The following is a 6,523-nucleotide window of genomic DNA, read 5'->3' as shown; positions in this document are numbered from 1 at the left end:
GAGAAGGACAAGGCCGCCGCACTCCTGGACGCGCAAGCCCAAATCGCATAGCGTTCACAACGACTCGTTGATCAGAACGCGTGACTCTACGCCCGATCCGAAGTCCACCACCCCAAGGGGCACTATCGACGCACGATCGAGACCTGCACACAGCGGGACGTCGACCAGTGGATCGCAACAGGACCAACAACGCGATACACCATCCGAACATTCCTGGTCATATGCAAACGAGACAGGCTCAACGCCACCGTGCAGCTCGGCCACCGGGCTCCGAAGACGTCGCCATCGCTGACCCAAGAGCAGCGGATCGCCTGGATCAGAGAACTACTCACCGGCGAGAGTGAAACGCTCCCCTACAGGGTCGCCGGCGTCCTCATCCTGCTCTACGCGCAGCCACTGAAGAGCATTGTCCGACTGCAAACACCATCGATCGTCGACGGCAATCCGATGGTAATCACGTTCGGCAAGCACCCTGTCGATGTGCCGGAACCATTCGCTCAACTCGTCCGTGACCTGCTCTCCCATCGCACGAACCTACGCACCAGCGGACACGGCAACCCCTGGCTGTTCCCCGGCACGCACGCCGGAGACCACCTGCACCCGGACACGATCATGCACCGCCTGCGCCTGATCGGCATGAGCAACCTCGGCGCCCGCAACAGCGCACTCGACGACCTCGTCCTCGAGTGTCCTCCCCCCATCGTCGCCGACGCTCTCGGCTACAGCCACCAGGTCGCGTTCCACCACGCCGAACGATCCGGCGAGACATGGGCGCGCTACGCCGGCCGACGAATCCGCTGAAGCTCGGCGAGATCACTGATGCTGATCGAACTGGTCGATATGACAAACGTCGACGCCGACCGAGCACAGATCCTGGTGCGCTGAGTGAGGGCCTGCCAGCGTGGCGACGGAAGGTCAGGCCACGGTGGTCAGATCACGGTGTAGACCCTGATGTGCGGACGGACAATAGGTCTGTGAACTCCTCGGCATAGGCCAGTTGCCGACGAAGGCGGTCAGCGCTGGCGATGGCCTTGTCGCGGAACTCAAGCAGGTCCGCTGTAGCTGCTTCACGGTCGGTGTGGATCGCCGCGGGGTCATCGACGGTATCGATCGCGTCGAGCAGTGCTTTCATCTCGGCGAGCGTAAACCCGAGGGGTTTCATACGCCGGATAAGCAGCATCCGTTCGACGTCGGTCTCGGTGTAAAGACGGAATCCACCCGCAGATCGTGCCGAGGGCTGCACCAACCCGACCTCGTCCCAGTGCCGGATGGACTTCAGCGACAACTCTGTACGCTCTGCGACCTGGCCGATCTGCAGGTAGCCGTTGGCATCGGTGCCCACCTCAGTGCCCGCCTGCTAGATGCCCGGACAGGAGTGCATGCCGAGCTTCCGACGCTTCGTTCAGCCCGATTATCGTGACCTCTTTGTTCTTAGCCGCGTACTTGGTGGTGATGGCGTCGAGAGCGGCCACGGTCGAAGCGTCCCAGATATGTGCATCCGACATGTCAATCACAACATTCGCCGGATCGCCGGTGTAATCGAACTGGTAGACCAGATCATTGCTCGAGGCGAAAAACAACTCGCCGCGCACCTTGTAGGTACATGTGTCAATAGGTTCGTGCTCACTGCCAAGTCGGGAGATTGCCTCGACGGTGGTGAAGTGCGCGACGCGGTGGGCGAACGCGACCATCGCAGTCAGAACGCCAGCGATCACGCCGTAGGCCAGATTATGCGTCGCGACCGTGAGCGCGACGGTCACAAGCATGACCGTTGTCTCTGCTGCCGGCATGCGTTTGAGAGTCTTCGGCGCAATTGAGTGCCAGTCCATGGTGCCCACTGACACCATGATCATGACCGCGACCAGCGCTGCCATAGGAATCAGCGCAACAATATCGCCGAGTCCTACAACCAGGCCGAGAAGGAACGCGCCGGCTAAGAACGTCGAGATGCGCGTCCGGGCTCCGGAGGACTTCACGTTGATCATCGTCTGACCGATCATCGCGCAACCGCCCATTCCGCCGAAGAATCCAGTCACCACATTGGCCACCCCCTGCCCCCAGCCTTCACGGGTCTTGTCCGAGTGAGTGTCGGTGATGTCGTCGACGAGCTTGGCTGTCATCAATGATTCGAGCAGGCCCACCAGCGCCATCGCCAGCGCGTACGGACCAATAATCGTGAGCGTGTCAAAAGTGAACGGGACATCAGGAATGAGCCAGGTCGGCAGCGTCGACGGCAGTGCACCCTCGTCACCCACGTCAGGAACGTTCAGCGAGAACACGACGGTGCCTGCAGTGAGCAGCACAATCGCCACCAGCGGCGCCGGAACCACCGTCGACAGCTTCGGCAGAAACACCATGATCGCGATACCAATTACGACCATCGGGTACACCAGCCACGGCACCCCCAGTAGATGTGGGAGCTGTGCGGTGAAGATAAGGATCGCGAGGGCATTGACGAAGCCGACCATCACGCTGCGTGGAATAAACCGCATCAACCGTGCCACGCCAACCGCGCTCAGCACGATCTGCAGCACGCCGGCCAAGATGACGGTGGCGATCAAATAGTCCAGGCCGTACTCCTTGACTACCGGCGCGATCACTAGCGCGATCGCGCCGGTAGCCGCAGAGATCATCGCACGGCGCCCTCCGACAATCGAGATTGTCACAGCCATCGTGAACGACGCGAACAGCCCAACCCGAGGATCAACGCCTGCGATGATGGAGAACGAGATCGCCTCCGGAATCAGTGCCAGCGCGACCACCAGCCCAGCTAGTACCTCGGTCCGCAGTCGGCGAGGGCTGCGGAGGGCGGCCAGTACCGAACTGTCGTCGGCCGGTCGGTCCGTTATCGACATCACTACGGGAACTCCATTCATCGGTTATCCGCACACGTGGCAATCAAGCGACGCTGCCGCCTGCTGAGTTGAGATTGTCGGGATAGTGCCGATGCCTCGCGACCAGGCGCAAATCGCCCAGCCGCAACGCACCGATCACTGGGTAGGCACACAGCGACCAGAACTCTACCCTTACGGGAGGGTAGAGTTGCAAGTTCCGGTCGGAAGGTCGCGCGTGTCAGTTCGCTCGACTCGCCGACGACGGCCTTCGATTTTCACTCGAGCGTTAGCGCGCGTCACGACGCTCTCTCCGTATCGCGTGACGGTGCAGGCGCCGCCAGTAGTGGCGATGGCGAGGTCGGTCCCGCCAAGTAGTGATTGCGCCGCTGATCAGGCCGACTAACAGCAGGTGTCGAGCACTCCCCTCAGTGCTTCCAGCGAGTCTGGTTCGGCGCGATGCAGGACGTTCACACCTCGACGCTCGGAGCTGACAAGGCCCGCCTTCTTGAGTTGACCGAGGTGGTGGCTCACCGTACCCGCCGAGAGCGCGAGCGCCTCGGCGAGATCACCGGTGCTGATCGCACCCGGTCGGGCGCCCATGAGGATGGAGACCAGCTGAATTCGCGCCGGATCGGCCAGCGCCTTGAGCCGGAGCGCCAGTTCAAGGGCTGCATCAGCCTCCATTGGACCTGCGGAGATCGGTGCACAGCAGATCGGAGCGCTGATGTCGACCACAGGGAGCGTCTTGGGCATGACCCCAACCTACCATCCGTTGACATATGTCAAACTCTGGTCTAGAACTTGAGTCGCAACACTTTTGATGTATGTCGAATCCTTGGAGGATCTCATGTCACGCGTGCAACTCGCCCTCAACGTCGACGATCTCGACCAGTCGATCGCCTTCTACACCAAGCTGTTCGGCGTCGGCCCGGCTAAGACCAAGCCGGGCTACGCCAACTTCGCCGTCACTGAGCCCGCACTGAAGTTGGTGCTGCTGGAGAACCCCGGCCACGGCGGCAGTATCAATCACCTCGGCGTAGAGGTCGACTCCAGTGAGAAGGTGCACGCCGAGATCGCCCGATTCACCGAAGAGAAGCTGTTCACCGAAGAGGAGATCGGAGCAACCTGCTGCTTTGCCACCCAGGACAAAGTGTGGGTCACCGCTCCCGACGCCGAGCGCTGGGAGGTCTACACCGTGTTGGCCGACGCTGAGACCTTCAACGGCGAACCGGTCGCTGCCGCGGCCCCCGCTGGCGAATCTACGTCCGCGGCATGCTGCACTCCCGCGGCGAACTGCTGCTGAACGCGACCTTCTGTTAGGTCGCTGGACTGCATGCAGCCTTGCAACCAGTATCGATATCTGTCAATATCGATGTATGTCGAACTCGATTCCGTTGACCGAAGTCACTGTGCGGTGCTCACCGTTGGTGCGTGAGCCCCTCTCGGAGCGGCAGTCGGTTGATCTCGCCGTGGTGTTCAAAGCGCTCGCCGACCCGATCCGGTTGCGACTGTTCAGCTTGATCGCCAGCCACGAGGGCGGTGAAGCCTGCGTGTGTGACATCTCTCCGGCCGTCGACGTTTCGCAGCCGACGATCTCGCATCACCTGAAGGTCCTCAAGAACGCCGGTCTGCTCGAGTCCGACCGCCGCGCGTCGTGGGTGTACTACCGCGTTATCCCCGATGTTCTGTCCTCGCTCGCCGGGATCCTGCAGTCCGGCGAGCTCGCCACCTCGATGGAGGTTCACTCGTGACCAGCCCCACCCCGACGGCCGGGCATCAGCCGGTCGTCGGCAAACTCTCGACCCTGGACCGGTTCCTGCCGGTATGGATCGGCGTCGCCATGGTCGCCGGCCTGCTCCTGGGCCGGATGATCCCCGGACTGAACACCGCGTTGGAGAAGATCCAGGTCGACGGCGTTTCACTGCCGATCGCCCTGGGCCTGTTGATCATGATGTACCCGGTCTTGGCCAAGGTGCGCTACGACCGTCTCGACACCGTCACCGGCGATCGCAAACTACTGCTGGGATCGCTCCTGCTGAACTGGGTGCTCGGCCCAGCGCTCATGTTCGCACTGGCCTGGATCTTCTTGCCCGACCTACCCGAGTACCGCACCGGCCTGATCATCGTCGGCCTCGCACGATGCATCGCCATGGTGATCATCTGGAACGATCTCGCCTGCGGCGATCGTGAGGCCGCCGCCGTCCTGGTGGCCCTCAACTCGGTGTTCCAGGTGGTCATGTTCGCCGTCCTGGGCTGGTTTTACCTCTCAGTTCTGCCGGGCTGGCTGGGTCTGGAACAGACGACGATCAGCACCTCGGCGTGGCAGATCGCCAAGTCAGTGCTGATCTTCCTCGGCATCCCGCTGCTCGCCGGGTACCTGTCACGCCGGATCGGCGAGAAGACCAAGGGCCGCGACTGGTACGAAGCGACGTTCCTACCCAAGGTCGGGCCGTGGGCACTCTACGGACTACTGTTCACGATCGTCATCCTCTTCGCCCTGCAGGGCGAACAGATCACCTCCCGTCCCTGGGACGTCGTCCGCATCGCCGTGCCACTGTTGGTCTACTTCGCGGTGATGTGGGGCGGCGGCTACCTCCTGGGCGCAGTCATGAGACTCGGCTACGAACGCACCACCACGCTTGCGTTCACCGCGGCAGGCAATAACTTCGAGCTCGCCATCGCCGTCGCAATCGCCACCTACGGCGCGACCTCCGGCCAAGCCCTCGCCGGCGTGGTCGGCCCGTTGATCGAGGTCCCTGTGCTCGTCGGCCTGGTCTACGTTTCACTTGCCCTACGCAAACGCTTCCCCCTCACCCCGTCCTCCACCTCCGCTACCGCGGACTCCTCTAGGAGCATGAACTGATGCCCGACAACCTGACGATCACCGAGAACGCGGCCACACCGAGTGTGCTGTTCGTGTGTGTGAAGAACGGCGGCAAGTCCCAGATGGCCGCCGGCCTGATGCGCAAGGCCGTCGGCGAGGCCGTCGAGGTGCACTCAGCCGGAACCAAACCCGGCACCGCAGTCAACGACCTGTCCGCCGAGAGCCTGGCCGAAGTCGGCATCGACATCACCGGCGAGACCCCCAAGCCCATCGATCCCGAGTTGCTCGCCCGCGTCGACCTGGTGGTCACACTCGGCCGCGAAGCCGTCGTCAACGCCCCCGCCGGGGTGACGCTGATCAACTGGGATACCGACGAACCGTCCGAGCGCGGAATCGACGGGATCGAACGGATGCGCCTGGTCCGCGACGACATCGCTGCCCGCGTCACCGCGCTGGCAGCCGAACTCACCGCGCGCTAACGCCGGAGCGGGTCGGGATCTACGAACCGGGAGAAGCCTGATGAACGCCGACGCCACGACCGAATCAGCCGGGACACCAGATCTGCTGATGCCCCAAGCCCTGCTATCGCGAACCGCGGAGAGGCTCGCCGCCCACTACCGCGGGATCGTGTCCGAACAGACCGTCGAACGGGTCGTATTCGAGTCCTACACCGCGCTGCGGCGCACCTCCCGCATCCACACTCACCTGGTGACCCTGACAGGCAGGTTCGCCGCAGAATGTCAAGCCCCGGGTTTCTTGGAGACTGATTTAGTTGGTTTCCTTGGTTGCCAGAGCCGAGTTGGCCTGGACGTGTGATCGGCCTGCAGTGGCCGTGTCAGGCGGCGTTCTTGTCGTCGGCTGCTTG

Annotated in this window: 8 protein-coding genes and 1 pseudogene; 6 read left to right on the top strand and 3 right to left on the bottom strand. The window is 62.7% G+C overall.

Annotated elements, in window-relative coordinates:
• Positions 1–249: 249 nt before the first annotated feature.
• A complete protein-coding gene (locus tag ABD989_RS17435) occupies positions 250–801 on the top strand; it encodes a hypothetical protein (protein WP_345314474.1) in 552 nt (183 codons plus the stop codon).
• 133 nt (positions 802–934) lie between these two features.
• On the opposite strand, the gene ABD989_RS17430 is transcribed toward ABD989_RS17435, so the two are convergent.
• The 3 genes from ABD989_RS17430 to ABD989_RS17420 form a co-directional block, all read right to left on the bottom strand.
• Positions 935–1,342, bottom strand: coding sequence for a helix-turn-helix domain-containing protein (locus ABD989_RS17430; RefSeq protein ID WP_341257440.1), 408 nt, complete (start codon positions 1,340–1,342; stop codon positions 935–937).
• Between the two features lies 1 nt (position 1,343).
• Positions 1,344–2,876: a SulP family inorganic anion transporter gene (locus tag ABD989_RS17425; RefSeq protein WP_345314473.1), complete on the bottom strand. Its 1,533-nt coding sequence runs from the start codon at positions 2,874–2,876 to the stop codon at positions 1,344–1,346.
• Between the two features lie 357 nt (positions 2,877–3,233).
• Positions 3,234–3,587, bottom strand: a complete 354-nt coding sequence (locus tag ABD989_RS17420; protein WP_341257438.1) for an Rv2640c family ArsR-like transcriptional regulator — start codon at positions 3,585–3,587, stop codon at positions 3,234–3,236.
• A gap of 94 nt (positions 3,588–3,681) precedes the next feature.
• Between ABD989_RS17420 and ABD989_RS17415 the strand changes: the two genes are divergently transcribed.
• The 5 genes and pseudogenes from ABD989_RS17415 to ABD989_RS17395 all read left to right on the top strand — a co-directional run.
• Entirely contained in the window at positions 3,682–4,137 is a 456-nt protein-coding gene (locus ABD989_RS17415) for an ArsI/CadI family heavy metal resistance metalloenzyme (RefSeq protein ID WP_345314472.1), read from the top strand.
• A gap of 73 nt (positions 4,138–4,210) precedes the next feature.
• A complete protein-coding gene (locus ABD989_RS17410; protein ID WP_345314471.1) occupies positions 4,211–4,585 on the top strand; it encodes a metalloregulator ArsR/SmtB family transcription factor in 375 nt (124 codons plus the stop codon).
• Complete coding sequence (gene arsB, locus ABD989_RS17405) at positions 4,582–5,697, top strand: ACR3 family arsenite efflux transporter (protein WP_341257435.1); 1,116 nt, start codon at positions 4,582–4,584, stop codon at positions 5,695–5,697. Before ABD989_RS17410 ends, arsB begins: the two co-directional genes overlap by 4 nt.
• A complete protein-coding gene (locus ABD989_RS17400; RefSeq protein WP_341257434.1) occupies positions 5,697–6,137 on the top strand; it encodes an arsenate-mycothiol transferase ArsC in 441 nt (146 codons plus the stop codon). The genes arsB and ABD989_RS17400 overlap by 1 nt, the downstream gene beginning before the upstream one ends.
• 40 nt (positions 6,138–6,177) lie before the next feature.
• Positions 6,178–6,396: pseudogene (locus ABD989_RS17395) on the top strand (three-helix bundle dimerization domain-containing protein); the annotation flags it as partial.
• Positions 6,397–6,523 lie beyond the last annotated feature (127 nt).

The sequence above is a fragment of the Gordonia alkaliphila genome, assembly GCF_039542465.1.
In the GTDB taxonomy this organism is placed as follows: domain Bacteria; phylum Actinomycetota; class Actinomycetes; order Mycobacteriales; family Mycobacteriaceae; genus Gordonia; species Gordonia alkaliphila.
Note: the sequence above shows the minus strand (reverse complement) of the source record. Positions and strands in the feature narration are given on the sequence as shown.